The sequence below is a fragment of the Plantactinospora sonchi genome (assembly GCF_036422035.1).
GTDB lineage: Bacteria > Actinomycetota > Actinomycetes > Mycobacteriales > Micromonosporaceae > Plantactinospora > Plantactinospora sonchi.
The window spans coordinates 200,622-226,196 of sequence record NZ_JAZGQK010000017.1; the positions used below are offsets into that span (position 1 = coordinate 200,622).

At 65.2% G+C, this 25,575-nt stretch carries 27 protein-coding genes and 1 pseudogene; 20 read left to right on the plus strand and 8 right to left on the minus strand.

Annotated features, from left to right (window positions below; genetic code table 11):
• Positions 1–287: 287 nt before the first annotated feature.
• Entirely contained in the window at positions 288–506 is a 219-nt protein-coding gene (locus V1633_RS21010) for a hypothetical protein (RefSeq protein ID WP_331216071.1), read from the plus strand.
• Between the two features lie 150 nt (positions 507–656).
• On the opposite strand, the gene V1633_RS21015 is transcribed toward V1633_RS21010, so the two are convergent.
• Positions 657–1,700: a hypothetical protein gene (locus V1633_RS21015; protein ID WP_331216072.1), complete on the minus strand. Its 1,044-nt coding sequence runs from the start codon at positions 1,698–1,700 to the stop codon at positions 657–659.
• 392 nt (positions 1,701–2,092) lie between these two features.
• Between V1633_RS21015 and V1633_RS21020 the strand changes: the two genes are divergently transcribed.
• The 8 genes from V1633_RS21020 (at position 2,093) to V1633_RS21055 (ending at position 8,571) form a co-directional block, all read left to right on the plus strand.
• Positions 2,093–2,665, plus strand: a complete 573-nt coding sequence (locus V1633_RS21020) for an HNH endonuclease family protein (RefSeq protein WP_331216214.1) — start codon at positions 2,093–2,095, stop codon at positions 2,663–2,665.
• Positions 2,666–3,680: 1,015 nt separating this feature from the next.
• Positions 3,681–4,631 carry an HIRAN domain-containing protein gene (locus V1633_RS21025; protein WP_331216073.1) on the plus strand — a complete coding sequence of 317 codons (951 nt, stop codon included), beginning with the start codon at positions 3,681–3,683 and terminating at the stop codon, positions 4,629–4,631.
• Between the two features lie 541 nt (positions 4,632–5,172).
• The gene (locus tag V1633_RS21030) at positions 5,173–5,664 is read left to right on the plus strand and encodes a hypothetical protein (protein ID WP_331216074.1); all 492 of its coding nucleotides are present in this window, start codon (positions 5,173–5,175) and stop codon (positions 5,662–5,664) included.
• A gap of 26 nt (positions 5,665–5,690) precedes the next feature.
• Positions 5,691–6,158 carry a hypothetical protein gene (locus V1633_RS21035; RefSeq protein ID WP_331216075.1) on the plus strand — a complete coding sequence of 156 codons (468 nt, stop codon included), beginning with the start codon at positions 5,691–5,693 and terminating at the stop codon, positions 6,156–6,158.
• 160 nt (positions 6,159–6,318) lie between these two features.
• Entirely contained in the window at positions 6,319–7,062 is a 744-nt protein-coding gene (locus V1633_RS21040) for a recombinase family protein (RefSeq protein WP_331216076.1), read from the plus strand.
• A gap of 11 nt (positions 7,063–7,073) precedes the next feature.
• The gene (locus V1633_RS21045; RefSeq protein ID WP_331216077.1) at positions 7,074–7,325 is read left to right on the plus strand and encodes a hypothetical protein; all 252 of its coding nucleotides are present in this window, start codon (positions 7,074–7,076) and stop codon (positions 7,323–7,325) included.
• A gap of 70 nt (positions 7,326–7,395) precedes the next feature.
• The gene (locus V1633_RS21050; RefSeq protein ID WP_331216078.1) at positions 7,396–7,965 is read left to right on the plus strand and encodes a hypothetical protein; all 570 of its coding nucleotides are present in this window, start codon (positions 7,396–7,398) and stop codon (positions 7,963–7,965) included.
• A gap of 462 nt (positions 7,966–8,427) precedes the next feature.
• Positions 8,428–8,571 carry a hypothetical protein gene (locus tag V1633_RS21055; protein WP_331216079.1) on the plus strand — a complete coding sequence of 48 codons (144 nt, stop codon included), beginning with the start codon at positions 8,428–8,430 and terminating at the stop codon, positions 8,569–8,571.
• Positions 8,572–8,577: 6 nt separating this feature from the next.
• Here the strand turns inward: V1633_RS21055 and V1633_RS21060 are convergent, their stop codons facing one another.
• Entirely contained in the window at positions 8,578–8,802 is a 225-nt protein-coding gene (locus V1633_RS21060) for a hypothetical protein (RefSeq protein ID WP_331216080.1), read from the minus strand.
• Between the two features lie 351 nt (positions 8,803–9,153).
• Here V1633_RS21060 and V1633_RS21065 point away from each other — a divergent pair, with 351 nt between their 5' ends.
• Both V1633_RS21065 and V1633_RS21070 read left to right on the plus strand, forming a co-directional pair.
• Positions 9,154–9,480: a hypothetical protein gene (locus V1633_RS21065; protein WP_331216081.1), complete on the plus strand. Its 327-nt coding sequence runs from the start codon at positions 9,154–9,156 to the stop codon at positions 9,478–9,480.
• A 1,300-nt stretch (positions 9,481–10,780) separates the two neighbouring features.
• Complete coding sequence (locus tag V1633_RS21070; RefSeq protein ID WP_331216082.1) at positions 10,781–13,441, plus strand: tetratricopeptide repeat protein; 2,661 nt, start codon at positions 10,781–10,783, stop codon at positions 13,439–13,441.
• A 230-nt stretch (positions 13,442–13,671) separates the two neighbouring features.
• Here V1633_RS21070 and V1633_RS21075 read toward each other — a convergent pair whose 3' ends face one another.
• Entirely contained in the window at positions 13,672–13,902 is a 231-nt protein-coding gene (locus V1633_RS21075) for a winged helix-turn-helix domain-containing protein (RefSeq protein WP_331216083.1), read from the minus strand.
• A gap of 414 nt (positions 13,903–14,316) precedes the next feature.
• Between V1633_RS21075 and V1633_RS21080 the strand changes: the two genes are divergently transcribed.
• The 4 genes from V1633_RS21080 to V1633_RS21095 all read left to right on the plus strand — a co-directional run bounded on the left by V1633_RS21080 (position 14,317) and on the right by V1633_RS21095 (position 15,765).
• Complete coding sequence (locus V1633_RS21080; protein ID WP_331216084.1) at positions 14,317–14,829, plus strand: hypothetical protein; 513 nt, start codon at positions 14,317–14,319, stop codon at positions 14,827–14,829.
• A 2-nt stretch (positions 14,830–14,831) separates the two neighbouring features.
• Complete coding sequence (locus V1633_RS21085; protein WP_331216085.1) at positions 14,832–15,227, plus strand: DUF6573 family protein; 396 nt, start codon at positions 14,832–14,834, stop codon at positions 15,225–15,227.
• Between the two features lie 68 nt (positions 15,228–15,295).
• Positions 15,296–15,622, plus strand: coding sequence for a hypothetical protein (locus V1633_RS21090; protein WP_331216086.1), 327 nt, complete (start codon positions 15,296–15,298; stop codon positions 15,620–15,622).
• On the plus strand, positions 15,619–15,765 hold the full coding sequence (locus V1633_RS21095; protein ID WP_331216087.1) for a hypothetical protein: 147 nt from the start codon (positions 15,619–15,621) through the stop codon (positions 15,763–15,765). Before V1633_RS21090 ends, V1633_RS21095 begins: the two co-directional genes overlap by 4 nt.
• Positions 15,766–16,536: 771 nt before the next feature.
• Here V1633_RS21095 and V1633_RS21100 read toward each other — a convergent pair.
• The 5 genes and pseudogenes from V1633_RS21100 to V1633_RS21120 form a co-directional block, all read right to left on the minus strand.
• Positions 16,537–17,391, minus strand: a complete 855-nt coding sequence (locus V1633_RS21100) for a hypothetical protein (protein WP_331216088.1) — start codon at positions 17,389–17,391, stop codon at positions 16,537–16,539.
• Between the two features lie 65 nt (positions 17,392–17,456).
• Positions 17,457–18,377 (minus strand): annotated as a pseudogene (locus tag V1633_RS21105) (YifB family Mg chelatase-like AAA ATPase); the annotation flags it as partial.
• Positions 18,378–18,788: 411 nt separating this feature from the next.
• A complete protein-coding gene (locus V1633_RS21110; RefSeq protein ID WP_331216089.1) occupies positions 18,789–19,133 on the minus strand; it encodes a transcriptional regulator in 345 nt (114 codons plus the stop codon).
• Complete coding sequence (locus tag V1633_RS21115) at positions 19,133–19,588, minus strand: hypothetical protein (RefSeq protein ID WP_331216090.1); 456 nt, start codon at positions 19,586–19,588, stop codon at positions 19,133–19,135. The genes V1633_RS21110 and V1633_RS21115 overlap by 1 nt, the downstream gene beginning before the upstream one ends.
• A 104-nt stretch (positions 19,589–19,692) precedes the next feature.
• On the minus strand, positions 19,693–20,052 hold the full coding sequence (locus V1633_RS21120; RefSeq protein ID WP_331216091.1) for a YraN family protein: 360 nt from the start codon (positions 20,050–20,052) through the stop codon (positions 19,693–19,695).
• A gap of 624 nt (positions 20,053–20,676) precedes the next feature.
• Here V1633_RS21120 and rpsB point away from each other — a divergent pair.
• The 5 genes from rpsB to V1633_RS21145 all read left to right on the plus strand — a co-directional run bounded on the left by rpsB (position 20,677) and on the right by V1633_RS21145 (position 25,486).
• Complete coding sequence (rpsB, locus tag V1633_RS21125) at positions 20,677–21,528, plus strand: 30S ribosomal protein S2 (protein WP_331216092.1); 852 nt, start codon at positions 20,677–20,679, stop codon at positions 21,526–21,528.
• 148 nt (positions 21,529–21,676) lie between these two features.
• Positions 21,677–22,507, plus strand: coding sequence for a translation elongation factor Ts (gene tsf / locus V1633_RS21130; RefSeq protein WP_331216093.1), 831 nt, complete (start codon positions 21,677–21,679; stop codon positions 22,505–22,507).
• 168 nt (positions 22,508–22,675) lie between these two features.
• The gene (gene pyrH / locus V1633_RS21135; protein WP_331216094.1) at positions 22,676–23,443 is read left to right on the plus strand and encodes a UMP kinase; all 768 of its coding nucleotides are present in this window, start codon (positions 22,676–22,678) and stop codon (positions 23,441–23,443) included.
• A gap of 46 nt (positions 23,444–23,489) precedes the next feature.
• Positions 23,490–24,047, plus strand: a complete 558-nt coding sequence (gene frr, locus V1633_RS21140; protein ID WP_331216095.1) for a ribosome recycling factor — start codon at positions 23,490–23,492, stop codon at positions 24,045–24,047.
• Complete coding sequence (locus V1633_RS21145) at positions 24,047–25,486, plus strand: phosphatidate cytidylyltransferase (protein ID WP_331216096.1); 1,440 nt, start codon at positions 24,047–24,049, stop codon at positions 25,484–25,486. The genes frr and V1633_RS21145 overlap by 1 nt, the downstream gene beginning before the upstream one ends.
• The last annotated feature ends 89 nt before the right edge of the window (positions 25,487–25,575 follow it).

Consider the following 25,575-nt stretch of genomic DNA (forward strand, 5'->3'; position numbering starts at 1 on the left):
TCCTGAGAGGAGCGTCGAGCTGGGCCTGAGGATGAAACTGTTTGCGGAAGGTCGCAGGAGCAATTAATTCTATAATAGAATCTAATTATGAAGGGGAAAGCAGAGTGTCGGCGGGGATGCACCCGTCGAATGGCTACGGCTGACGGTAACGTGTCACGGCTCCTGGTGGTAAGAGCCGCGCCGGCAGCGTTTGAAAGGCTCGGCGCCGAGTCGGCGGAAACAGGTATTCCGATGTCGCGGATTGTAGGTGTTTTGGTCAATGAGCGCTACCGGGGAGGTGCAGCCCGATGAGCATCGCTGAGCTATGCGCCAAGCGGGACCGGTACATTGAGCTCTCGGAGTTCTACCTGGAGCATGCGGGGACCGCCGGGCAGCAGGCCATAGAGGCCGCCAACGGCCCGACTCCGCAGGTTTACATTTTTGAGCGGGCGAGCAGGTTCGCGATTATCTCGCAAGCCTACTCACAAGCGGCGCTCGCGATCAACGCGCAACTGCAGGACTTGTAAAGGGAGCATCAGAAACTTGCTCGAGTGACACTACCTCACCCGCGACGTAATTGAAGGTCGGCCTCAGTCATAGGGACCTGGCCGGGCGCAGAACGCTCTTAGGTTGGGCACAGCCTGCATGTTGGGAGCTGGGGGTGAGTCATGGTAAGTCTAGAGGACATGGATTCCGTTCGGCATCAAGTGAGTGATCTTTGCGAGCGGTGATACGTCGATCCTGCGCTTGTTCATTAAGAGGATAACCAGCGGTATGGGGTAATTGTAAAAGTCGCGAGTTTCCTTGGCGACGAGTGCCTCGACTTGATGGTCATCCATCTCTGTCTCTGGCATTAGAGGGAGGGTCGGTTGGGGCTCCCCAAGCTCGTAGGCGAGCACGGCGACCGGGATGAACTGGGACTTGAACATCCCGTGAGCGCTATTTGCGGCGGCGATTCCCCAGCCTGCCAACTCCTGCACGGCTTCGGAAAGTCTGCGAGGAATGGAAGGATCTACGTACCTGATCTCAAGCAAGAGGTTCGGTGCGTAGTCGACCGCTGAGACGAGGGCCCTTGTCGCGTATCTTCCGCCTCCCAATTTAACGTTTGGTACTGCCGTCCCTTTTCCTTCGAACCAACGCTCGGTCGAGGTGATGATGGCCCGCCTGACCGCGTTATCGGATGAGCGACGATTGATTATTGTGATAGGTGCGGCGCTGATGTCCGAATCGGAGGCGATTTGAGTGGGCGCTGATGTCAGGGCAATGTCCGCCGGTGACTCCGCTGCTAATTCCCGTTCCGCATCCTGCTCTGCCAGCTCCTTCGGGCTTGCTTGATTCGCGCTCACCAGTGCTAACGTCTCCTGATGGGCTTTTTCGCCTTCCGCTAATAGTTTTGATATCTCCGCCTGTTCGCGACTATCTGAACGTGTCTGCTGTTTTCTCCAACTTCTCGCGCCCAGGGCGACCAGCAATAGGCCGACTACTATAAGTCCGATGCTTATCCAGGGCCAAGACAGGATAAGGAACGCAAGCTGATCCTGTTGAGAGCGTACTGCCTGCTGGGCTTCAGGCGTTGCCTGGCCAAGTTGGTGATCGGCTATTAGAAGCGTTGGTTGGTTTCGAAGCAGGAAAACCGGGAGAGCCAGACCTACCACCGACAACAGGCCGCCGACACTTACGAGGAACTTGTGGAAGTCCGTGTATTGAAGTCCGGGTAGCACGGTTGGGTAGCCTACCCTTAATCGATAGATCGATGGGGTTACCCGGGTCAAGCATCTCTTGGGCGGTTGGCTGCGAGGGCTAGGGAGTCAAGCGCCGAGGCGAGGTTTACCCCGCCGCTGCAAGTTGATCATGTCGAGCGTGTCCTCCGGGGCGCCGCCGGGGCAGGGCGACAGCGACGGGCGAGTGTGTCGGACGGCGTAGACCAGCTTCTTTCGGCATACGTCGATGTCCGGTTACGCTCCCGTCACGTCGTGGCAACGCCCGGCCTCGACGTTGGTTTCTCCCGTACCCAACGCCTCGGGAGGCTCTCGTGCTCGATACCCGACGTCACCGCGCCCGCCTAGCCGTCACAGCCGCTACCGTCGTTGCAGCGGTAGCTGCAACTATCGTCATGGCCTCGCCGGCGAGCGCCAGCCCGCCCGGCATCCCGTCCAAGGCCACCGCGCAGTCGAACTTGAACGCGCTGACCGTCGCGGCTGAGTCCGGTGCCGGTTACAACCGGGATTTGTTCCCGCACTGGATCACGATCAGCGGCTCGTGTAACACCCGGGAGACGGTGCTGCGGCGCGACGGCAGCGGCGTGAGTGTGGACAGTGCTTGTTACCCGACCTCGGGGAGCTGGTACAGCCCGTACGACGGGGCGACCTGGACCAACCCGGCCGACGTCGACATCGATCACATCGTGCCGCTGGCCGAGGCGTGGCGCTCCGGCGCCAACGGGTGGACCACGGCCCGCCGCCAGTCGTTCGCCAACGACTTGTCCGGTCCGCAGCTCATTGCAGTGACGGACGAGGTCAACCAGGGCAAGGGCGACCAGGACCCCTCTACCTGGAAGCCGTCCAGGACCGCCTACCACTGCACCTATGCCAAGATGTGGATCCGCACCAAGTACAACTGGAGCCTGCGTCTCCAGACGTCGGAGAAGACCGCGTTGCAGAGCATGCTCAATACCTGTGCGTCTTGACGGATGGTCACGACCCCCTATCTGATCCACCGATCAATCGCTGTCACTTGGCCGACACTCGGCGATGTATACCCGATCGGCCATAAGCAGGACCAACGTTGGGTGAGTGAACGGAACACCAAGACCCTCACCCGTTACCAATAGACGCCACGATAGTTGGCCCAGCAAGATAGACGACGCCGTCAACGGACGACCACGGCGAAGCGATCGACTGGACGGGATCGACCAACGGGCGTTAGGCGCCCGGGGGCCCGCCTCCTAACGGGCCCCCGGGACTAGGTCGGCTACTGCTTGCCGTTCCTTCCGGGAATGAAGATGGCGGCAAGTCGTAGCAGGTGGGCGGTGGTCCTGGCTGCCATAGCAGGGCCATCGCGCCCGGTCGCCTCCAGGTATTCCCCTGCAAGCTCGCACGCTCCGGCCGTAGCCATGACAACGTCCCTCCACTCTTCCCCCGCTGGCTCTGGGGGCTGGGAGGGACGCTTTTCTTCTTCGGGGGGGTCATCCCCCTGGTTGTTGACCATGCATGAGCCGACAACGCATGGTGTTGACCTCCCCGTTCGAACACATCAACGGTCGCGCGGCTTTCCGGTCACGGGGTGCGGAGAAGAAGATGTGAGACCTGGTCTAGGAAAGACTCACTTTGTCGCAACTTCCACAGCCGAAGGATCGGACACCGTTGTGCGACGGTCCGGGGCTGACCAGGGGTGACGCGTTGTGCCCTTCGGGATGGTCCGTTCGGGTGAAGCTCGCTGTGACGATCGTCGCCCTGGTCCGTCCACGTTGGGCGTGCGCGTGGGTCGCTCGGACCGGCACGGCAATCGGCCGTTTGAGTTCGCGAGGCGACCGACCGATTCTGCGATCTACGGTGACGGGACGACGATCACGGGACGGCGATCCTGCGAGCCTCGCAGGACACCAACGACGGATCAGTTGATCAAAGTCGCTTCCCCCGGAAGGGCACCGTGCCGCGATGACTCGAACGTTCGACCTGTGGGGCCAGCGGAACTACCCGCACATGGAGATCGTGGGCGAGTCGCACTACTACCCGCACATACGGAGACTCCTGGGAACCGGTGCTCTCACGCGCGACAGCCGGGAGGTCATGACGGTAGCCCAGCTCGTTCCCGAACCGCGCAACCGGTTCGACCCGAACGCGATCGGCGTCTACGTCGGCGGGGGACAGGTGGGGCACCTGCCACGCGAGCAGGCGGTGCGGTACTCGCCGGTGCTTCTCCGGCTCGTCGACGAGGGGTGGACGCCGCAGGTCGCCGCCCGGGTGTACGGCTATGAGCACGATGACTGGGAGGACGAGAGCCTCAATCCCCGCCAGGTCTTTGTCGGTAGCGTGCGGGTCGCGCTCGCCGAGCCGCACATGGTCGTACCGGCGACGCTGCCGCCGTCGGAGCGGCACGCGGTGCTGCCTACCGGCCGGAAGGTCCAGGTCACCGGCGAGGAAAAGCACATCAACGATCTCGTTCCGTTGCTGGGGCAGCACGGCGAGACGTGGGTCCACGCCACCCTGCACGAGCTGGTCGAGCAGAAGGCACGGTCGTCGCGAACCGTCGCGGAGGTACGCATCAACGGGTCGGCCGTCGGGACCCTCACGCCGGCCACGAGTGGCGATCTCCTACCCGTGATCAGACACCTTGCCGGACGTGACGTTGTGACCACGGCGCGGGCGATTCTGAAGGGCAACCGTGTCAAGGCCGACCTGGTGCTAGACGTGTGTCGGATGAACGAGTTGAGCGACGCGTGGCTGGATTCGCCGCCGCTCTTCGAGGGGACCCAGGCGGTCGGCGGCTCGCGAGGGGAGACGGTTGTCCCGGCGACGGCGACGGCCTGGCGCTTCAACCCGGCGCCGGGTTGGCCGCCTTGTCCGCCGGGATGGACGCCACCTGCAGGTTGGCGTCCCGACCCCTCGTGGCCTGCGGCGCCCGTCAGTTGGCAGTTCTGGGTGGCCAGTTAGACGGACGGACCGTCGGTTTCGCCGTACTTCGGCACGGACCTAGGCCACGAGGCTAGGGATAGGTTTCGATGAGCGAGTCGAGCCAATCAGCGGCAGCCGCTCAGCCGGTTACGACGATGCCCTGCGTCTGCCTAAGAGAACCAGATCTATAGATACGCGCATATCACTGCGCGGGGCAAGCTCGACGTGTTCGAAAGGGGACGTAGTCGAGTTTAAGCGCGCCGTACTCGCACTGCTGGTGGCTGTAAAGTCGTGAGGTCGGACCGTGGCCGATGTCCTCATGGACCATGAGCGGGTCGTGGTGACGTCGGTGCGCCGGGACAAGCGCCTGAAGTTTCGGTGAATCATTCAGTCCTGGAACCGGCGGTTCGGCTGGCCGCCGCCCGGGCCGAAGTCGGCGGACTGACTCTGGTGCCACTGCATCTAAGATCAAGGGTTCGATAGTTCGCTGCCGGCCCCTCGGTGTTGACCATGGACTCCGTGGCGCGTCTTGACCGGCTGTGCTACACAGGGCAGTCGGTTCGATCTGCACGGAGGCACGGTGGATGCTCTTGAATCCGCTTATGCGGAAGTCGGCAGGCAGGCACTTCGACGGTTCCAGTCTGGTGACGACGTGTTGGACCTGCCCACAGTCTTGCGGGCGGCCTTTGCTAAACGGGAACACGCGCTCCCCGATCCTCTACTCAGCCGCGTTGCCAAGGTGCAAGATCACCTTAAGGACATCGCCGAGCTTCTGCCCGACCTGGAGGCTGAGTTGAAGGTTCGGCAGACAGCTTTCCGAAAACTGCGGGCCAAGGCCGAGGAAACCGAGAGGTACGCCGCCCTGCACCAGGAACACGCCGACGCCGTGCAGAAGCTCGTGGACGAGAACCGGAAGACCGCGCTGGCCGAGGCCACGGCACTCGTGGTCCAGGAACTCGCGAAAACCTCGAAGGACGGCAAGAAGCAGCAGATCCAGTACTTCCTGTACGGCCTGGCCAGCTCCGTGCCGCTGGGTGTCGCGGGCAACTTCGTGTTCGAGTGGCTGGCATAGCCGCTCGACGTGTAACGGAATCGGAGATGGTGTCCATCGTGGGATCCTGGCAGCCTGTGGTAGGGATAGGACTGGGAGCCTTCCTTGTTGTCTGGGTTGCAGCTGATCTTCGCGGCGAATTCCTTCGGGGAAAACGCGAGGGCGAGCGGCAATTTGCAGAGCAAGGTCAACCGCTCGTGCGGCGGTTGACGGAGCTTCAGGGTCAACTGCAAGAGTCGGCCATCCTGCTGCCGGCACTGCAAGCGGAGCTGGAATTGCGATCGGCGGCCCTAGCCCGGCTAAAAGCGGATGCTGAACAATATGACATGCTCGCCACGCTCAAGCGGGGAGAAGCGGAAGCTGTTCAGCGGTTGGTCGAACAAACCGTCACCCGAGGACTCAGTGAGACCTCTCGGGCGAGTCGGCGAGAACAAGTTCGTTTCTTCTGCTATGGTCTTCTGGCATCGGTTCCGCTAGGCCTACTAGTGAACGCATTGTTCGAGTGGATGAAGTAGCGACGCCTGGCCCGTCGGCCGACCTCCTGTAGTCCTCCGTTGGCATCGTTGGAACCAACGTGGTTGGTTCGATATAGACGACCAAGTCAACGTCTCAAACGCCATTTGGGGACGACAAATAGTCGTCGTTGTACCAATAGCTCGGTTGGTATAATCATTTGTGAGAGTATCGACTGATTCGGGCGAAATTTGCCCCCGCGCCGTCGGGTACACGCGGGTATCCACCGAGGACCAGAGGAACCGTCCCGAGGATGACCGTGCGCGGGTCACCGCGGCCTGCGTCGCGTACGGCTACGACCTGGTGGAGTTCATCCAGGACATCGACGTCTCCGGCAAGACCGCGCTCGCCGACCGGGAACAAGGTCGGCGAATCAACGACCTGATCGACGCGAAGCACAACCCGTGGGCCGACGTCATCATCGTGACCAACCTGGACCGGCTCACCCGCGAGTCCGAGGACGGGATGACGCTGATCCGGAGGATGATCCCGAACGGCCGGCGGAACCCGGTGCGGCTGCTGTCCCTGGACGACCACATCGACCTGACCACCGCCATGGGTCGGTTCTTCGCGAGGCTGCGCGTCCTGCTGGGTGAGTTCGAGCGCGAGCTGATCGGAGAGCGGACCGGCAACACCCTCAAGCACAAGCGGCGCACCGGACAGGTCTACGCCCGCGAGCCGTACGGCTGGGACCACGACGGTGACGGCCACCTGGTGGAGAACGAGGCAGAGCAGCGGGTTTTGACCCAGATGCGTGCCTGGCGGGCTGAGGGCATCAACGACAACGCGATCGCGACGCGCCTCAACGACCAGGGTGTGCTGGGCAAGCGCGGTGGGCGCTGGCAAGCTAACACGGTCTATCGAATCCTCAAGAACGCCGACGAGATCGGGGCGGCGTCGGGTTGAAGGAGCGGGTCGTGGTGATCAGCGAGACGCAGAGGTACTGCGGTGATCCCATCAATCACACCTGGGTTGGGATCTATGCGGATATCGCCAGCAAGCTGCGGCAACGTCGCACGGAGCATCCCGACATGACGCTGGACGACGCGATGTCCTGGCTGGAGAGCGAGCTTGTGCGGCTCGACGGGGAGCACCGGCGCTTCGTGGACTGCCCTGATGACCCACCGAGCTTCGGGCGATCATCCGGAGAGGCACCCGGATCCGCCTAACTGGACGAGCTTGATGACGATCATTCGACAGGGTCTGGTCGGCGGTCACTGTCGGGCGTAGCCTACGTCGATGCTCGATATTCAAGCGCTTGATCTCCTGGACACCGGCGAAAAGGTCGCAGGTGTCTTGGGTGTGGTTTCCTCCTTTGTCGCTGTCGTTATCGCGGCGCGAATGCTCCGTTCCGAGCTTAAGATGTCTAGGGCGCTGCGGGCGGAGTTTCAGAGTGACGCTGCGCAATCCGTAAAGACGGTACAGGAGACACAGTCGACGCCGGCTGAGCGGCTCGAAGCGGACATGATCGAGGTGTCTCAGGCTCTTCACGTGGCGTTTCAAGACATGCGGGACATCATTGTTCGGGCAGAGGCGTTCGAGGATGGGGTTCGTAAGCTGATTATTCGCGCCGACGCGGCGGAGGCTACTGCGAAGTTGAACGAAGAGGACGCCCGAAAGATTAGCGTCATCCTTGGTGCCAGGACTGAGGAAAAGTTTAAAGAGGAAATTGAGAAACTGACCGCGGTGCACGATGAGCAAATGGAGAAGCTCCGTAAGTCGGGGACGCGTGTCGCAACTTGGACTTTTATTGCCGGTGCCGTTCTAGGCTTCGCGGGCAACCTGCTGTCCAGTGCGCTTACGGGCTAGGTCGTCTCGATTGGCTTAATTGCCTGCCGGTTAAATAGTTGACCCTGCTAGTCTGTGGCGACGGGTGGCGGTTAGGGAACCAGCGATCGGCAAGGACTTTCCGAAGAACGTAGCGGGCAACAAGCCTGAGAGTGTTATCAGTTGAGTGGAACGAAGATGTTCGGTATGAGCTGTGTCGCCGTGCCTGGGGACCCTACGTCCGGGCCGTTCCTCATATCAGAAGTGGTGGCGCAAAAGCGGTCGCGACGAGAACGGCGAGAATGCCGTTCAGGTACGCCGGGCGCTGCGTCTCGACCAGTCGACCTGTTGCTTGCCACTTGGCTTCCCGAGGCGCTGAATGCCGATGATCCATAAAACGACGAGGCCGCAGGTTGAGCGAGACGCGTATTGGTGAGGTGCTCTACAAGGCTCTGAAACTGTGTGGAAGAGAGTCCAAGCCGAGAAGCTTAGACTCTCCCCAAGGTGGACGCCGTCGTCACGCCGAACTCGCCAGCCCTCGCGATCCTCGAACGACTCGACACCGCTCGTGCCGAGGAGGCGCGGGAGGCCGAGCTGCGCGAGTTGCTGGCGGGCCATAACTCTGCCGACCAACGGGGAGGTGCCTGAGGTGGATCAAGACACTCCGACACCACCCTTGCCGCCATCGGACGCGCCGCCGCGGCGGAGGGGGCGAAACATGTCGCCCACGGCCCGGAGGATCTCGGGCTTTTTCTCATCCTCGGCGCCCCAGGTCGTCCAGAGTGCGACGATTACCTTACCCAGGACCGGAACGCCAACGACCAGCACCGGCACGATCCAGTACTGGGTGAGCAGGGAAACGAGATCAAAAGAATCCATGACTAGCACTCCTCACCCCGACCGAGTGAGGCACGCACGGCTCAGCTCGGCCAGCACAGGTTCTACTGACGAAGCTGAGCTCCGTGCACCGGCTGCATGGAAACTCAGGTATCGCGTCGACTGTGTACGGAGATAACTCACCTTGAGCCGGTCTCGGTGAGTTGGTGGAGATGTCCACCATCCAAGATTGATTATTAGGGCCAATGCCCACTGGCGAAGGTACACCACTGGTGGATGTCCGTCCACCAGAGGTGCGTTGTGGAGAGGCTGCCCGGCGGTCAGTGACATCGTCGTCGCCCGCGGTCCGGGCATGCGCACAAGGCCGAGAACCCGCACCTTGCTCTCCGGAACATGTGGGCCGGTCAGGCCGAAGACGACGACTTCTTCGACTTCGAGGATCGGGATCCGGTGTCGCGGTTCGATCCCGGCCCTGGTCAAGCGCCGCACGACGAGGACTTCGGCGGCAACCGCTACGAGGTCGACACCCGTACGCACAGCGGCTACTGGAAGACCCAGGACAACGGAGTGCCGACGGAGGGTCTGCTCAACCGGGGGCGGATCATCGTTGGACACTACGGCGTGGTTGGCCTGGAACATGGAAAGCCGCCGGTCCAGGCACGGAACGCCGGCCGCTGGTCGGATTCGTCCTGGCGGTTGTTGGCATGCTGCTGGCGCTGAGCGGGTGCACCGGAGAGGGAGAGGAGGGGGCGACGTGCAGACTGCGGTGCACACCGGCGCGAAGCGGTGGACGGCGGACTATGCTCAACGGACGGCGCAGGCGATCGGACCGGACGCCGCCCTGTAACCGGCGGATGCCCCGCTACCGCTGCCGTGGTGATCCGTTGCCGTCGGGCCCGCGCGAGCGTGACCTAGGGCTGCCGTCGGTACCATCTACATCACCCGATGGCCAGAAATGGACGCCCTTCAGCAGGGCGCCAACAGCAACGGCGGCGCGGGATCACCCCGCGCCGCCTGGCTACGTACGGTCGACTCGGAGCAGCCGAGAATCTGGGCGCGACGGCAAGCCCGGACGGTGGCTACCACGTCCAAGGCATCTACCAAATCCTGCTGCCGGCTGAGCGGCATGTTGACGGAATCCGCCGGCTGCGGGACAGCTGGAACAGGCCGGCTACGAAATCCGCGCGGAACGGACCTTCCCGGACGGCACGGGCGGAGAAGTCAGCGCCGCGATGCCGGCAGACGGCTTGGCGATCACCGTCTCCGGCGGATACCCCTCGGGTCATGGCCGTGATCGTCGTGTCCGTTTGCCACCAATCCGACGAGCCTTTCTAGCACTCTGACCGCAGTTGGCTGGTTCGATGCGGCCTATGAGTTGACACGCACCACCAGGTGCAACTGAACGTGCATGGCATGAGTGGAGCAAGGGGTAGCGCAGTCCGCAGAGCGCGGTGGTCGTCGTCGTGACGCTCCGTAAGCAATGACGCGAACTGGCAGGGAAGGAGTATCCGCTTCTGCCACGAGTGGATGGCAGCGGTCATGCGAGTAGACCGTCCGAAGGATTTAGACGCGGTGGCGAGCCACACAAGTTTAGAGCGCGGCTCGGGCACAATGAGACTATGAGGCGGACAGTAAGAGTCATCGGTGCGACCGTAATCCTCGCCGTCGGGACAACGTTGGTGGCATTGCTGTTCCGCGAGGGTCTCGACCGCGCGGAGAAGTGGATTTCGGCACTTGGGATGCCTGTGACGTTGCTCCTTGCGGCGTGGACCCTCTGGTGGCCGGTTGCTCGACGTCGCCCAGTCGTCGCCTCCGGCCTAGCGTCGGCGGCCGTCGGCGGCAATAACGGTGGCACCATTAGCACCAGGGTCAGGCTGCCCGGCTCGCCCACATCGGCTCAAACCGGAAGTACGGCTGAAGGCGTTCACGCCACAGGGCCAGGCGCGGTTGCAGTCGGTGGCGACAACGCCGCGAGCATCCGCACCGACCTCGCTCAGGGCTACCAGGGGCCGGCAGCCATATGAACCTCAGCTGGCCGTCCGGAGGGTGGTGGCGTCGAGACCTCGGTGGCGCTCATGCTGTCGGCCCGGGCTCTGTCGCGATCGCTGGCGATAACGATGGCGATATTCACATCGAGCTTCGCTTTGAGCCTCCACCATCAAGGCTGACATGGCCATGCCAGGTCGGCACCGTTCCGGCCCTAGCCGACCAATGGCAGAGTCGCATTCCAGACGCGCTTCTTCACAGTACTAGCCGGCGCTCCAGGACTGTCATCCTGTCCGGCCTCGGCGGAGTCGGGAAGACGCAGACGGCAGCACACTACGCCAGATCACGACTGGTGGCAGGGGATATCGGTCTCCTGCTCTGGATCACCGCTTCTTCTCGGACGGCCGTGATCACCGGCTACGCCGCTGCAGCAGCTCGGGTGCACCAGCACCACGCCGACGACGCCGAGCAAGCTGCACAAAGCCTGCTTACCTGGTTGGGAACCACCGAACGAACCTGGCTCGTCGTCCTCGACGACCTTGCCGAACCGGGCATCATGCGGGATCTGTGGCCTCCCTCGCGGCAGGCGGGGAGGACAGTTGTCACGACCCGACGTCGGGACGCGGCCCTGACCCGCCATGGTGAGAGATCCCTTGTCGTTGTCGGAGCGTTTAGCTCATATGAGGCGAAGCAGTATATACTCGCAAAGCTCAGCGATGTTCCCGATGTCGCCAGCCACGTGGGCAGCCTTGTAGAACAGCTGGAGTATCTGCCGCTGGCGCTCGCCCAGGCGAGCACATATATTCTCGACCGCGAGCTGACGTGTGCCGACTATCTACGTCGCCTAGCCGATGAACGGTCAACTCTCGCGCAACTCATGCCCGAGCCGCAGTCACTGCCGGACGATCAGGTCTCACCAATCGCTGCGGCTTGGTCCTTGTCGATCACCGCGGCGGACGAACTGCACCCGCCGGGGGTGGCTCGGCCGCTGCTGGAGATGGTGGCGTTCTTGGACGGCCATGGCGTCCCTACGGGTCTTTTCAACACTCCACGCTGTCTGCACCATCTTAGTGTTCGTAGCCGCACAGATGTGACGGCTGCGGACGTCGCTGACGGGCTGCGTAACCTCGGCAGACTAAGCCTCGCTGACCTACACGATGCAGGCGCGACACTTCGGACACATTCTCTGCTACAGCGAGCCGTACGGGAGTCCACAGCTACTACACCTGAGGGCGAGTGTGTCCCAGACGTATGCGCCGATGCTCTACGAGAAGTGTGGCCGGCAATTGAGCGCGACCCAGGCCATGCCCAGACTCTCCGTGCGAATGTGGCTGTCCTGGCTGAGCGGGCCGGTAACCACCTCTGGCGCGATGGTGCAGTTAGCGAAGTGCTCGTCCTAGCGGGGCAGAGCCTTGGCGTGACCGGTCACGCCCTTGGCGCCCGAGCCTATTTCGCGGACATGGCCCAGCGGGCCGTTGACCTATACGGAAATAACTATTCCCTGACGTACTTTCTCCGCGAGCTTCAAGCCCGCTGGCGTGGCGCGTCCGGCGACGCAAGCGGTGCGGCAGCTGAGTACGACGCACTCCGTATCGACCTCGTTAATCAGTACGGGCACGACGATGCGCGGACGCTCGCGACCCGTGCTGAGTTGATCAAATGGCAGATGAAAAGCGGGACCGTCGTGGACTTGGCAGCCTACGCCAAACTGGTCCGAGACTTCGAGCGCGTCGAAGGACAAGATCACGCGAGTACGCTTATTTTGCGGATCAATCTCGCTGACCTGCAACGCCGTGCAGGCGATCCAGCCGGCGCAGCCGCTGCTGCCGGCAAGATCATCGGTGACCAACGACGTATCCTTGGTGAAGATGATCCTGCAGTCATTGACGCACGCCGCCTGTTGACACATTGTCTCGCGGATCTAGGCGATCTGCAAGGCGCTCTTGCTGAGGCGCGAGCGGTAATGGCCGATTGTTTAAGGATCTTCGGCCCTATCCACGAGACCACCTTGGGGCAGCGCGCCTCCGTTGCGCATTACACCGGCCGCTGCGGACAGGCCCGAGAGGCGGCGGTGCTACTCGAGGAGCTCGTTGCTGAGACCGCTGATGCTCTCAACGACATGCACCCAACTTCGCTGATTATTCGGCGTACCGCAGCTGAATGGATTGGGGAGGGTGGCGACTGGTCGAAGTCGGTTTCGCTCTACGAAGAATTGCACGACGCCTACAAGTTGGTGCACGGGCCGCAACATCCCGAAACCATCAGGGTCCGGCTCGAACTCGGGCGTGCCCACTCCGAAGCAGGGGACGACTCTGCCGCAAGCATCGTATTGGAGGCGGTCGCCGTCGATACGTACCAGTGGTTGCCAGCTGGAAATCCAGACCGTCTAGAGGCGAGAAGCATTTGGGCCTCGCACTTGTGTGGCCATGGTGACCCTCTTCGCGGTGCCGCCGAGCTTACGCGGGTTGCCGCGGAGTGGGTCAAGCACCATGGCGCACATCACGCGAATACCGTTGACAGCATGAAGCTGTTGCCGCTATTACCCGTACCTTCGGATGCTGCCGCCGAACTAGCCGAAGCCCTACGTGATGCCTTCCAAAGCCAAGCTGCATTGCTGCCTAGGAATCACCCACGCATGCTTGCGATTCGCGATCGAGCTCAATACTGGTATAGGCGTGCACAAAGTGATGCTTAGATACGGCGTGAGTAAACCCGATGCGGGATGTCCGGCCGCTTAGCAGGTCTACACATCTATCGGGGAAGCGCTTGCGGCACTCCGTGATGTATACATCGGTCCGGTCCGGCGGCTCGGATTTCAGTCCTGCCGAAATGCCTTCGCGCTTTACCTCACTTACCTCGGCATCTTGTCGTTCGGCTCGCCCATCGTCAGCGGGGCCGATGCGTGCTGCTGAAAGAGAGGCGGCGCTAGTCCGGACGTTTGTTGGTTACGAAGGTGCCCTTGCCCTGGCGGCCCTCCACGTAGCCCTCGGTCCGCAGCATGAAGAGCGCGGCGTCCACCGGCTGGGCGCTGGTGCCGTAGATCTCGCGCAGCTCTCGCTTGCTGGGCAGCTTGTCGCCGGGCGTCAGCTTGCCGGTCTTGATTTGCTCGCGGAGATCATCCGCGATGCGCTGATAGTCGGGCACGTATGTGGACATGCGGTGTCTACTCCCAGGTTGGCCCGCCTAGTAGATCACTCCCGGTTACGGACAGGCAAGGATGAGTAGACTTATCGTGGTTATCATGACAAGATGCCGAGCGGGTGGCGTCCCAGGTTGGCAAGCCGGTCTCGTCGCCCCCGGGTGTCCGCACGGAGTGGCCCGGAGTCGGGACGGCGCGTGTCTCACAAGGGCTCGTGCCGTCCCGGCGTCGCCGTTGCGCGCCCTCGTTCCAGGAGTGGCCCAGCGTCGGTTACAGCGGCTCTGACCTCGACAAACTCACGCGAGATCAATTAGCCATTCCTATTTACAAGTCGTCTGAGTCCTATCAATATTCGATTTAGTCTCATCCCGGCTATTGAGACAGGGAAACCGAGGAGTGGAACAACGATGACCAGCGCCATTGATGCGACCGTGACCGACCAGACGACCGAGACCGGTACGCCGATCCAGGAGGAGCCGGCCGTTCAGGAGGAGGCGCACCGTGAGGCGGGACTCAGAGTCCTTCAGCGTCGGAAGGAGCTTGGGGTATCACGTGCGGCGCTCGCCGCCCTGTCTGGTCTGACCGCCGCGAAGGTGTGGCGGTGCGAGGATGGCCGTCCTCTCGCCGAGGAACTGCTGGCCCTGGAGGAGGCGTTGTCCCGCGTGGAGCGGGACGGCCTGCCGGAGCAGATGAGGCCGCGGAGAGCGAAGAAGAAGCCGGTGCGGGCCGCCGAGCACGCGGCGTTGATCCAACGACTCCAGCGGGTTGAGACGTTGCTCGGTCAGGCGATCGATGCCAAAACCCGCAAGGACGTCAACGACCTGCTCGCGGAGGCGCAGCTCGTGATCTCCGGTGAGCCCATGGGGGAGACGGAGAAGTTGGAGGTCACCGAGGACGACGACGAGACGACCGGTGAGCCGGTCGGTGACTCGGAGGCGTCCTGATCGTGTGTGAGTTCGAGATCATCGACTTCTACTCCCGGAAGCAGGCCATTGCGGACGGCGTGTTGATCGACGTGACCGCGACGGCCAAGGAGGCCGGCTTCCGCTGGTCGGTGGCCCTGACCGACGCCGTCTGGGAAACCTGTGTCGCCTGGACCGACGAGGACACGGCCCGGAAGGGCGTGCCCCAGGACGAGACGAGGCGACTGTGGGACGTGGTCTGGGTGGCCTCCCGGGCGGCGAAGGCGAGTCGCGGCACCAACCGCGTGGCGTTCGAGATCGCCCGGGTGCTCACCGAGGGCGACGAGACAGCTCCGCAGGCAGTCCAACTGGAGGCGATCGTCGGACCCGGTGACGACGGTGAGCCGGTCGTGACGATCCAACTGCCGGGCGAGGACTGATCAGGCGGCCCGGAAGCGGAGTTCGCACCTCCGCTCCCGGGCCTTGACCCACTTCAAGGGAGTGGACCGTGGTTGACGATAGACATCCCGCCTGGTGCTCGCCGCCGTGCGACGCCGTGGCGCACCGCTCACGCGCCGTCGAGGTGCCGACCCTCGGCACGGAGCCGGTTCGGCTGCGAGCCTCGCTGGCCTGGTCGTCCGAGACGCCGGACAACCCGACCGTCCTGGTTCTCGAAGAGTTCGATCACGAGGCAGAGGACCCGAAGGAGCCGGCAAACGTCGTGCTCATGTCGCTGCGTCAGGCGGCCTGCCTGGCAACCGGACTACGGTCGCTGCTGGCGATTGCCCGCATGGTGCAGCAGCGCAACCAGCGTTGGCCGGGCCGGCAGATATGACCAGACGGCAGCTCGCTCAGAAGATCCGTGATGCGCTGCTGGAGGTCGTGTACATGTCGGCGCTGTGCTTCGTGTCGGCGATCTTGACGATCTGCGGACTGCTGCTGCTCGGCGTTCTCGGCAGCGTCTTGTCGGGCACCTGAGTTGGCAAAGCTGAATCGGGTCCAACAGTGTGACGAGCTCCACAGGATCGCCTGATTTGTGCGCTTAGCGGCGGACTTCGATTTTGTTCGACATGGACGCGGAGTGACAGCACAGGTTACTCCGCGTCGATCATTTGAAAAATGTCGTCTATGAATGCCTCCGAGGCTATCCGCGCATCGTTTGCCTTCGGTCATGATCCTGTGTGAGTCTCTCTCCGTTCCGCCTCATTCGCGAGGCGGGCCGGGAGGTTGGACATGGAAGAAGTAAGTGCGAGCACCTTCCAGGATGAGAATCACTGGCGGGTGGAAATGCGAGGCATGATTCAGAGCGAGGAGGTGCGTCGGTGCTACCACTTAAGCGCCGAATCTAAGAGTCGGGCGCGGGTTCTGGCGCTCACGAAGTGGGCTGGTGAATGGGATTCCCTTCCGTTTGTCCAGCACGTTGAGCGGTACCGCAGTTGGCGGGCGTGGGAGCCGCACGCGGAGGGGCAGTGTGGTGTCGAATAGCTATGCTGCCGCCTTCTGGGTGTCAATCGGTATGTTGGCCATGATCGCGTTGATACCCGGCGTCCGGCTCCGGCAGTTCTGGTTGTTCCTGGCCCTGACTGTTGCCTCCGTGGTCTGGCTCCTCGCCGGACTCGGTTGGCTTGCGGCACTACCTGCCGGGGGTGCCGTGCTGATGGTCATGGCCGCGTACGACAGGTTCCGGGCGCGGTCGAGGCGGTGATCAGGATCGGGCCCAACCGACACGTCGGGCGGGCCCGATCTGTCTCAGGAGCCGGCGGCTGCCGGAGCGAGGGGTTCGGCGACGTCCTCGGCCGGCGGTCGCGGCGCCGGAGCGACCGGCAGTTCCAGCGGCACGCCGCACTGGCGGCTCAGCTCGATCACGGCGGGCGTCGGGGAGGGCGGCTTGTCAGCGGTGATGGCCTGATAGTTCGAGACCATGTTGAGGGCGATATCGACGGCTACCACGACACCCAGAAGGCTCGCCACGACAGGGGTCCCCCGGAGGCGTTCGATCAGATGAGGTTTCCGATACAGCCCGCCGACCGTCTCGTCGAGCGCCTGCTCGACGGGTCGGACGCCGAACAAGGGCTGCTCCTTGAGCGTTCTCTCGATCGTCGCCAAGTGACGCAGGACGAAATCTCGTGTCTCGGGGTCCAGTTGGTGGACCAGCAGGACATCCCTGATGAGCAGCCGAACCTGCTCGACAAGTTCTGCCGTGGCCTGCTTGTCGAGGTGGGGCTCCGGTCGGCGCCGGCTCAGGAGAGAAGAGCAGTAAATCAGTGACTGTACGCCGGTTTCCTGCAGGGGCATGAGAAAGTTTTTCATTGGCATCCCGGCCAGGCGGTGGAAATTCCCGCCGGTCTTCTCGACCTCGTGGAAGTTGATCAACGCTACCGCAGGGTCATCATCCACAAGGGCGTTTACCTGCTGTGGTACGAGCGCGATCAACTCAATCGCGCTCGCGGCCGCGCGCATGACGTCAGGCTTGGCCGCAGGGTCGACGCCGAAGACCTTAGCCCAGCCGTTCCAGGCCGTTCCCTCACTGAACCGCTTCGCGTTGGCGAACATGAAGAAGAGCCGACCGGCTGGATTGTTGTTGGCCACCTTGATTCCGCTCACGATCGACCAGGATAGACGGTGATTACAACCCGGCGGGAAGCCGGCACCGATGGTGATCAACTTCTCGGGGCCTTGTAACAAATGGCTACTCTCGGCTGCGCCAGCGAGACCGCTCCCGGTCGGGCCAGCCCGGACCCACCGCCGACCAGGGACGCCACCGTCGCGGTGTGGTGCGGTGCCTGGAACGGGGGCCGGCGGATCAACTGGCCGTCCGGTGGCAGCAGGCCGGCGATGGAGTGCAGGGCGGTGACCTCCAGCGCGGCCTCGTCGTCCAGCGGCGGCAGGATCGAGGGCATCCGCTCGGCGAGCATCGTCTTGCCGGCGCCGGGTGGGCCGATCAGGGCCAGATGGTGCCCGCCGGCCGCGGCCACCTCCAGTGCCCGTCTGCCGAGTTCCTGACCGGCCACGTCGGCGAGATCCGGCCCCGGCCGGGGCGTGGCCGTGGAGTGGGACGGTGGATTCAGCAACGGCGTGCCGTCCCGGATGAAGGCGACGAGCCGGTGCAGGCAGTCGACCGCCCGCACCTGCATGCCCGGCACCACCGAGGCCTCCGCCGCGTTCTCCGCCGGAACGATGACCCGGGTTATCCCGGCCCGGGCCGCCGCCGCGACCATCGGCAGTACGCCCCGGACCGGTCGGACCGTACCGTCGAGACCCAACTCGCCGAGCACCGCGACCCGGTCCAGGGCAGCCAGCGGCAGTTCGCCGGAGCCGCCCAACAGTGCGGCGGCGATGGCCAGGTCGAAGGCCGAGCCGTGTTTCGGCAGGGTGGCGGGGAGCAGGTTGAGGGTGATCCGGCGGTTCGGCCAGCGCTGGCCGGAGTTGACCACCGCGGCGCGTACCCGGTCCCGGGCCTCGTTGAGCGCGGTGTCGGGCAGGCCGGAGAGCGCGACGGTCGGCAGGCCGGGGGCCAGGTCGGCCTCGACCTCGACGAGGTGTCCGGTCACTCCGACCAGGCCCACGCAGAGCACCTTGGCGTAACTCATCGGTCGTGCCGGTCAGTTGTCGAGATCATGCCGACAACCGTGCCGGGCGGGCGGTGCCCGGTGGGATCCGGTTGGGGTGGGCTGTGGAAAACCGGGTGCCCTGTGGACAGTCGGATGATCAGACCCCTGATGTGCTATGCGCGCCCGCGCGCTCCGACTCCGATTGCTCGCCCAGCCTTCTGGCCGGTCACGTCATCCGCCGGCGTACGGGTGGGACGCGCCCCACCCGTACGCCTCCCGGTGTCGGGAGGCGGCGGATTCCACGACCAGAACGCGGCGCGGACGTCCCCGGGGACGTCCGCGCGTGGTGGGCGTGGGACACGGCGGCCGCCTCCCGGGGTGTGAGTGGCCCGCGGGCGGTCCCACTCCACAACCGGAGGCTTTGTCGGTACGCCCGGCTACGTCGTGTCGTCACACCGCCTCAACCGACGTCGGCTGGACGGTGCCGGGGTCGGCCGGCTGCGGTGCCCGCGCGGCGGCGGCGATCCGTTCCAGCGCCGACGCGTGGGCCAGAAACGCCTTCCGGCCGTGCGGGGTGAGCCTCGCCAAGGTGCGCCGCGCGCCCGCCCCCGGCTGTTTGCGTACCTCGACGTAGCCTTCCGCCGCGAGCGCGGAGAGCTGCTTGGACAGGGCCGAGTCACTCGTACCGACCGAGTCCCGGATGAAACCGAACTCCGTCCAACTCGCGGGTGCGAGCAGCGCGACGACCGTCAACCGTGCGGGAGCGTGCAGGAACTCGTCGAAATCGCTGTCCATCAGTTGCGCCGGTCCGCCTGCCGTGCCAGCGCCTCGGCGCCCCTGCAGACACGACCGGCCATCAGCAGGCAGATCACCGACCCGACAGCTGCCGAGACCAGATGCGGGGTCGGCGTTCCGACCGCCTGAGCGGCCGCCGCCAGGCCTTGGAGCACCGCGGCGAGGACGATCCCGGCCGCGACCCCGACGAGCAGTTCGCCGGAACCGGGCTTCCTGAGCACGGGCGCGCGGCGCGCGTAGACGAACGCCAGCAACGCCAACAGCCCGACCACCGGGAACAGCATCGCGCCACCCCATGGATTGGGCAGGTCGAACGAGGCGTAGGAGAGGAGTACCACCGAGGCCAGGACAGCCAGGTAGAAGGGGGACAGGCCGTGCCGTACCTCTTCGGCGCGGGACTGCTCATGCCGCTTCCGAATGTCGTCGAGCGCCGCCCGCGCGTCGTCGGGAGTCATCAACCTTGCACCTCATCCCAGAAAAGCTGTACTTGCCTGACAGGAAAGTACGCGGTTCTTTCCTGTCAGGCAAGTACAGGGTGCGGGACGGTTCGGGCGGTGGCTCAGAAGGCCGATCTGAGATGTTCGACGCGGGCCGCGCCGGACCGGGCCGGGTAGACCTCGATGACGTCGAACCGAACCTGCTCGGCGTGGGTGTCGCTGTCGCGCAGCCATTCGGCGGCCAGCCGGCGCAGCCGGCGTGCCTTGCGGCCCAGCACCGCCTCGGCAGGAGTGCCGTAACGGGCGCTGCGGCGGGTCTTCACCTCGCAGAACGCGAGGACCTCACCCTCCCAGGCGATGATGTCGATCTCGCCGTACGGACAACGCCAGTTCCGGGCCACCACCCGGAGCCCGGCCTCGGTCAGGTGTCGTACGGCGCATCGCTCGCCGTACGCGCCGACCGCCCTTCTCAGCCCAGTCATGACGCATGAGGGTGCCTCCGGGCCACTGGCGGAGTCACCCCGACCTGGTGGGGCTGTGGATATCCGGGGGTGCTGTGGACAGCCGGACGATCATGCCGTTGAGGTGGTATGGCGGCGGTGCGCCGAGCACGACGACCGCCAACCGGGCCCTGATGGGCGCGAACCTGCGGCGCCAGCCGCTGGAGAGCACGTGGGGCGGCCCGGCTCCGGCCGTCCGAGGGCACGTGGTTTGGCGATGGCGGTTCCATCCTCGTAGGGCCCTTCGTTGCCTTCCCGTCAACTTGAGGCGGATCGTCCCGCTTCGGCCGACCGGTGGCGCCGGGCGTGGACCAGTGGTCTGCGGCGGACGAAGGGCCGGTTGGCGGCCAGGCGTCAGCGGGCGACCAGCGGGGGAGGGCGACGGCGGGGGTTTGCGCATTCGTGACCGGGGCGGGGCGTACACTTGACGACTGGCGACCGCCCTGCGCGGTCGACCTCGCGTGCCCTCTCCACGGTTCGTCCGTGGGGCGACGGCCCCCTGGTCCCGATCTTGATCGGGTCCGTCATGGCCGGCGAACAGGCGCCAGGACGCCAGGCCTCCCGGCCCGGCGTGACAACCAGGGACAACTGAAGGAGCACCCCGCCATGGCCGTAGTGACCATGCGTCAACTGCTGGAGAGCGGCGTCCACTTCGGGCACCAGACCCGGCGGTGGAACCCGAAGATGAAGCGCTTCATCTTCACCGAGCGCAACGGCATCTACATCATCGACCTGCGGCAGACCCTCGACTACATCGAAAAGGCGTACGAGTTCGTGCGCACCACGGTCGCCGAGGGTGGCAGCATCCTCTTCGTCGGCACCAAGAAGCAGGCCCAGGAGGCCATCGCCGAGCAGGCGACACGGGTCGGCCAGCCGTACGTCAACCACCGCTGGCTCGGTGGCATGCTGACCAACTTCCAGACGGTCTACAAGCGGCTGCAGCGGATGAAGGAGCTGGAGGCGCTCGGCGACCTCTCCGGCACCGCGCAGGGTTACACCAAGAAGGAGACCCTGCAGCTCTCCCGCGAGAAGATCAAGCTGACCCGTACCCTCGGCGGTCTGCGGGACATGCAGAAGGTCCCGGCCGCGATCTGGGTGGTCGACACCAAGAAGGAGCACATCGCCGTCGACGAGGCCCGCAAGCTGGGCATCCCGGTGATCGCCGTGCTCGACACCAACTGCGACCCGGACGAGGTCGACTTCCCCATCCCGGGCAACGACGACGCGATCCGCTCCGCCGAGCTGCTGACCAAGGTCATCGCGTCGGCTGTCGGCGACGGCCTGATCGCCCGCTCCGGCAAGCGTCGGGGCACCGACGAGAAGCCCGAGCCGGGCGTGGTCGGCGCGGACGAGCCGCTCGCCGAGTGGGAGCGTGAGCTGATCGAGGACACCGAGAAGAAGGCCGCCGTCGAGTCGGAGCAGAAGGCCGCCGAGCCGGCTGCCGCCGCCGCCGAGTGACCTGCCCGGTCGGATGCCGTCGGGCCGTCACGCCCTGACGGCATCCCGACCGGGTACGAGGCACGACGGCTCCGCATCGGGGTAGACCCATCCGGGTAGACCGCAGAAGACCACCGAATCAGCCGCGTTACACATCGAAGAGAGAGTCATGTCCAACTTCACCGCCGCGGACGTCAAGAAGCTCCGGGACCTCACCGGCGCCGGCATGATGGACTGCAAGAAGGCCCTCACCGACGCCCAGGGTGACTTCGACAAGGCCGTCGAGATCCTGCGCATCAAGGGCGCCAAGGATGTCGGCAAGCGGGCCGGCCGGACCGCCGCCAACGGGTTGGTGGCCCACTCGGGCAAGGCCCTGCTCGAACTAAACTGCGAGACCGACTTCGTCGCCAAGAACGCCGACTTCATCGCGTTCGCCCAGCAGCTCGTCGAGCACGGGGAGCAGTCCGGGGTCGCCGACGCGGAGGCGCTGCTCGGCACCACCCTGCCGGACGGCCGTACGGTCGCCGACGCCATCCAGGAGCAGTCGGCCAAGATCGGCGAGAAGCTGGTGCTGAACCGCTTCGCGAAGCTCGACGGCACGGTCTCGGTCTACCTGCACCGCAAGGCGCAGGACCTGCCGCCGCAGGTCGGCGTTCTGGTGGAGTACACCGGCAAGTCGGACGAGGCGGCCGACGCCGACGCCCGCGGCGTGGCGATGCAGATCGCCGCGATGCGGCCGAAGTTCGTCACCCGCGACGAGGTGCCGGACGAGACGGTGACCTCGGAGCGGCGCATCGCGGAACAGACCGCTCGCGAGGAGGGCAAGCCGGAGGCGGCGCTGCCCAAGATCATCGAGGGTAGGGTCAACGCCTTCTTCAAGGACTACGTCCTGATCGAGCAGGCCTCCGTCGCGGACAACAAGAAGTCGGTCAAGCAGGTGCTCGCCGAGGCCGGCATCGAGGTCACCCGGTTCGTCCGGTACGAGGTTGGACAGTCCTGAGTCGTTCCGTTTCCCCGTCGATGCCCTGACCCGGGCATCGGCGGGGCGTAACACGCAAAGGGAGGCCGCTGGTGTACGTGACAGGCACCGCGGCCTCCTTGTCACGTAGGGTCAGCAGCGGCAGTTGGGTGACGTGGCGCCGGGTGTCGGCGTGGGAAGGCGGGTCGGATGACGCAGGTTGTGAATGACCGGACCTCGACGACGGACGACCCCACGGCACCGCCCCCGGGGCGGGCCCGTCGGGTGGTGTTGAAGCTCTCCGGAGAGGTGTTCGGCGGCGGCGCGATCGGTGTCGACCCGGACGTGGTGCAGGCGATCGCGCGGCAGATCGCCACCGTGGTGCGCCGCGGCGTCCAGGTGGCGGTGGTGGTCGGCGGCGGCAACTTCTTCCGTGGCGCGGAGTTGCAGAAGCGCGGGATGGACCGGGCCCGGGCCGACTACATGGGCATGCTGGGCACCGTGATGAACTGCCTGGCGCTGCAGGACTTCCTGGAGAAGGAGGGCATCGAGACGCGGGTGCAGACCGCGATCACGATGGCCCAGGTCGCCGAGCCGTACATTCCGCTGCGGGCCATCCGGCATCTTGAGAAGGGCCGCGTGGTGATCTTCGGCGCCGGCGCCGGGATGCCGTACTTCTCCACGGACACGGTTTCGGCGCAGCGGGCGCTGGAGATCCACGCCGACGTGGTACTGATGAGCAAGAACGGGGTCGACGGCGTCTACACCGCCGATCCGCGCACCGATCCCACCGCCAGCAAGCTCGACCAGATCACCTTCTCCGACGTACTGCGTCGTGGGCTGCGGGTCGCGGACGCCGCCGCGTTCAGCCTCTGCGAGGAGAACGGCCTGCCGATGCTGGTCTTCGGCGCGGAGGGCGACGACACGATCATCCGGGCCGTCGGTGGCGAGCGCATCGGGACGTTGATCACGGCGTAAGCCGTTTTTTCGAAGCACCATCCAGCAGAAGGAGGCGAAGGAGCAGGTGATCGACGACACCCTCCTCGAGGCCGAGGAAAAGATGGAGCGCGCGGTCGAGCACGCCAAGGAGGAGTTTGGCGCGATCCGCACCGGGCGTGCCACTCCGGCCATGTTCTCCAAGATCATCATTGACTACTACGGCAGCCCGACCCCGCTCACCCAGATGGCCTCGATCGGCGTGCCGGAGCCGCGGATGGCGATCGTCAAGCCGTACGACGCCTCGCAGCTCTCCGCGATGGAGAAGGCGATCCGCGACTCCGACCTCGGGGTCAACCCGAGCAACGAGGGCACCCAGCTGCGGATCCTGCTGCCGCAGATGACCGAGGAACGCCGCCGGGAAATGATCAAGGTCGCCCGGCACAAGGGTGAGGAAGCCAAGGTGGCGATCCGGAACGTCCGCCGCCGTGGCAAGGAGGAACTCGACCGGATCGTCAAGGACGGCGAAGCCGGCGAGGACGAGGGTCGGCGCGCCGAGAAGGAGCTCGACGACCTCACCCAGCGGTACGTGGCGCACGTGGACGAGCTGGTGAAACACAAGGAAGCAGAGTTGCTCGAGGTCTGATGTCCCACGTCGACCCGTACGGCGGCGCGGAGCCGCGTGGCTGGCAGCGGCCGGAGCAACCGCGCGGCCCCGAACGCACCCGTGGCCCCGAGCGGCGGGACGTCCCACCGGGCCGGCCGTGGCCGGCCGGTGACGATGACACCCTGGTTCGGGCGCGACACACCGGTGTCGCGCCCGACACCTATGCGCCGGCCTACCCGGATCGCAACGATGTCGCCGCGCCGACGGAGCCGTACCTGCCGCCGGACGTGTACGCGCCGCCGACCGGCCACTCCGGACCCGACAGCGACGGGCCGGGCCGGAGCCGCACGCACCGGAACGGGTACCACGGGATCGACCCGGAGCCCGACCCCTGGACCCCGGACCCGGCTTACCCGGATCGCGACGGTGTCGCCGACGCCCCGACCAACCCGGTCGGCTGGCCACCGGTCGAGGCCGCGCCGCGTTCCGGCCCGGGCCCGCGTTCCGGCCCGGCGCCGAGGACCGGTCACCTGCCGGAGAACGGTCCTGGCCCGAGGGGCGGTCCGCAGATGCCGGTGGAGGACGACGATCCGGAGCAGCCGCCACCCGGTCGGCGTGGCCCTGGCCGCCGCCGCGCGACGCGTACCGGAAAGCCGGCCGGCACCGGTCGGGCGGGCCGGAACCTGCCCGCCGCGATCGGCGTCGGACTCGTCCTGGGCGCCGCGATCGTCGTCCCGCTCTTCCTGTTCCGTCCGGCGTTCCTCGCCGTGGTGGCCGCCGCGGTCGCGGTAGGCATCTGGGAGATGACCCGGGCGGTACGCGCCAGCGGCGCCCATCCGCCGTTCGTTCCGCTGGTCGCGGGCGGTCTGCTGATGGTCGGGCTGGCCTGGTGGGCCGGGCCCGACGCGCTCAGTCTCGGCCTGCTGGTGACCGTGTTGGCGACGCTGGTGTGGCGGCTCGGTGACGGCCCGGCCGGCTACCAGCGGGACATGACCGCCGCCACCCTCATCGCGGTGTACGTGCCGTTCCTCGGCGGGTTCGCGGCACTGCTGGCCGCGGTGCCGGCCGACGGCCACCTGCGGGTCCTGGTCACGCTGGCCGCCGTGGTGCTCTCCGACACCGGCGGATACGCCGCCGGTGTCGCGTACGGCAAGCATCCGATGGCCCCTTCGGTGAGCCCGAAGAAGTCCTGGGAGGGATTCGCCGGTTCGGTGACGGCGGCGGCGGTCGGCAGTGCCCTGCTGCTGTGGCTGCTGCTGGACGTCGCACCCTGGTGGGGTGCGCTGTTCGGTCTCGCCGTCTCGGTGGCGGCGGTCCTCGGCGATCTCGCCGAGTCGATGATCAAGCGGGATCTGAAGATCAAGGACATGAGCAACCTGCTGCCGGGACACGGTGGTCTGATGGACCGGCTCGACTCCATCCTGTTCGCCGTGCCGACCGGATACCTGCTGCTGGCGCTCATCGCCCCGATGGGATGAACGTCACGTGAGCGCTTTCCCGCGTGTCCACCGGCCGACCTCGCCGGTTCGGCACCTCCGGCCAGGTGCGTTGTCGCGTGGACGTGGGA

What these genes read in the sequence shown, in the direction of transcription:
- V1633_RS21010 (WP_331216071.1), top strand. Translation starts at nt 288, where the DNA reads ATGAGCATCGCTGAGCTATGCGCCAAGCGGGACCGGTACATTGAGCTC.
- V1633_RS21020 (WP_331216214.1), top strand. Translation starts at nt 2,093, where the DNA reads ATGGCCTCGCCGGCGAGCGCCAGCCCGCCCGGCATCCCGTCCAAGGCC.
- V1633_RS21025 (WP_331216073.1), top strand. Translation starts at nt 3,681, where the DNA reads ATGGAGATCGTGGGCGAGTCGCACTACTACCCGCACATACGGAGACTC.
- V1633_RS21035 (WP_331216075.1), top strand. Translation starts at nt 5,691, where the DNA reads ATGGTGTCCATCGTGGGATCCTGGCAGCCTGTGGTAGGGATAGGACTG.
- V1633_RS21050 (WP_331216078.1), top strand. Translation starts at nt 7,396, where the DNA reads ATGCTCGATATTCAAGCGCTTGATCTCCTGGACACCGGCGAAAAGGTC.
- V1633_RS21060 (WP_331216080.1), bottom strand. Translation starts at nt 8,802, where the DNA reads ATGGATTCTTTTGATCTCGTTTCCCTGCTCACCCAGTACTGGATCGTG.
- V1633_RS21065 (WP_331216081.1), top strand. Translation starts at nt 9,154, where the DNA reads ATGTGGGCCGGTCAGGCCGAAGACGACGACTTCTTCGACTTCGAGGAT.
- V1633_RS21070 (WP_331216082.1), top strand. Translation starts at nt 10,781, where the DNA reads ATGAACCTCAGCTGGCCGTCCGGAGGGTGGTGGCGTCGAGACCTCGGT.
- V1633_RS21075 (WP_331216083.1), bottom strand. Translation starts at nt 13,902, where the DNA reads ATGTCCACATACGTGCCCGACTATCAGCGCATCGCGGATGATCTCCGC.
- V1633_RS21095 (WP_331216087.1), top strand. Translation starts at nt 15,619, where the DNA reads ATGACCAGACGGCAGCTCGCTCAGAAGATCCGTGATGCGCTGCTGGAG.
- V1633_RS21110 (WP_331216089.1), bottom strand. Translation starts at nt 19,133, where the DNA reads ATGGACAGCGATTTCGACGAGTTCCTGCACGCTCCCGCACGGTTGACG.
- V1633_RS21115 (WP_331216090.1), bottom strand. Translation starts at nt 19,588, where the DNA reads ATGACTCCCGACGACGCGCGGGCGGCGCTCGACGACATTCGGAAGCGG.
- V1633_RS21120 (WP_331216091.1), bottom strand. Translation starts at nt 20,052, where the DNA reads ATGACTGGGCTGAGAAGGGCGGTCGGCGCGTACGGCGAGCGATGCGCC.
- rpsB (WP_331216092.1), top strand. Translation starts at nt 20,677, where the DNA reads ATGGCCGTAGTGACCATGCGTCAACTGCTGGAGAGCGGCGTCCACTTC.
- tsf (WP_331216093.1), top strand. Translation starts at nt 21,677, where the DNA reads ATGTCCAACTTCACCGCCGCGGACGTCAAGAAGCTCCGGGACCTCACC.
- pyrH (WP_331216094.1), top strand. Translation starts at nt 22,676, where the DNA reads ATGACGCAGGTTGTGAATGACCGGACCTCGACGACGGACGACCCCACG.
- V1633_RS21145 (WP_331216096.1), top strand. Translation starts at nt 24,047, where the DNA reads ATGTCCCACGTCGACCCGTACGGCGGCGCGGAGCCGCGTGGCTGGCAG.